General features: G+C 43.3%; 1 protein-coding gene. It reads right to left on the bottom strand.

Annotation, left to right across the window (positions count from 1 at the left end):
• A partial coding sequence (locus tag ABW391_RS29420; RefSeq protein WP_353485475.1) for a S1C family serine protease occupies nucleotides 1-1,555 on the bottom strand: 1,555 nt, incomplete at its 3' end.
• Nucleotides 1,556-1,630 lie beyond the last annotated feature (75 nt).

The raw sequence follows: 1,630 nt of genomic DNA, 5'->3' as shown, positions 1-1,630 counted from the left end.
CTTGAGCAATCTTTGCTGCACCTTCAGCTGCTGCCTTGGCATCTGCAACTGCTTTGTCTTGAGCAATCTTTGCTGCACCTTCAGCTGCTGCCTTGGCATCTGCAACTGCTTTGTCTTGAGCAATCTTTGCTGCACCTTCAGCTGCTGCCTTGGCATCTGCAACTGCTTTTTCTTGAGCAATCTTTGCTGCAGCTTCAGCTGCTGCCTTATCAATCACGGAAGATGAAGAAGGGTACTTCGGCGTTCCATTCCAAGGACTTTTCTCGATGGTGCAACTTACGATTATTGAACAAAGCAGCGGAGTACCTTGTGCATTTCCGAATCCTTCTGCAAGTGAATCTGTCGAAATAAGGTTCTTGGATGTAGCTAGACCGAGAACCCGGCCAGTACTATCAAATACAGGTCCACCTGAATTTCCCGGATTGATAGCGGCTGTGAAAGTAAATCTACTACCGATGGAATTGGTAGATGAAATGATTCCGGTAGTTAGAATTCCAGAAACTCCTAGAGGAGAACCCAATACACCCACCCACCATCCTTGCTTCGGATTTGAACCTATCCATTGCAATGCGGGAATCGAAGATTTCACAGCTATGCCGGCAATGTCATCATTCTTGCTCCAAGAGACAATTGTTCCAGGCAAAGAGACTTTGCTGTTTAAGACCAGCGTTACTAACTTACTTGTCAAGCAATTCTGGATAACGTGATGATTAGTTACAACGAGAGATTTATATCCCGCTGACTGAAGGTCGGTGGACATAGCTACATCTGCGCTCCAACCGGTGCCTGACCCTCCATCACATTGAACGGTGACGACAGAAGGAAGTAAATCTTCTGAAAGCTTGGACAAGTCCTGTGGTGAATCTGAGTATGTACTTGCTGCTTTTGACTCATTTGCTTTTGTAGTAGGCAATATAAAGGTTGCTCCAACATCAGGATTTGTCGTTGTAGTGCTCCCTCCCGTGGCGGTGGTAGGCAGGTTTACGCGGAAGTAGTTTGTTGGAGCAAAATCAAAATCTTTTCCTGAATTCTTTGAATTATTCTGTGCTAAACCGAGTAGCCCAAATGATTTTGGTAGTCCAATACAACTCCGTGATGTTGAAAATCCTATCCACTTCTTACCTTCAGCAATATTTGTAAACACTGAAACAGCACAAGGAGAATAGACATTAACCCCCCCAGTCCATACATTGGCTAACCCATCAACTCCAGTAAGGTCAGTTGTCAGAGTTACATCTTGGGTGTAGAGTGCAAAATCTGCTTGATTATTAAAATCGTAATCTAACAAAATTACTCCAAAAGCAGCATTTCCAGTGTTAAACATATTAACTGTTGGTATTTTCGAAAATTCCAAGTAAAAGTTTATTTTGTCAGAGTTGTTATCAAATATTGCCACAGTTGTGTATTCCAGGTCATACTGTGGGTTGTATACACTGCCATCAAATGTCGTGTCTAGAGTTGATGTTTGGGACCAAGTCACAGCAGCGTTTGCAGGCGAAATCGAGTTAATGACCAAGGTAATTACTATGAGGATAACCGTGCTGATGCGTTTCATAAATTGAGCCTACGCGCTTTAGTAGAAATTTCTTAGTGCCTAGTACACAACCCGCAGTGTAAGAATTTAGCAATG

This window comes from Haliscomenobacter sp., assembly GCF_040403615.1.
Taxonomy (GTDB): Bacteria; Bacteroidota; Bacteroidia; order Chitinophagales; family Saprospiraceae; genus Haliscomenobacter.
This window is presented reverse-complemented; position numbering and strand designations above follow the sequence as displayed.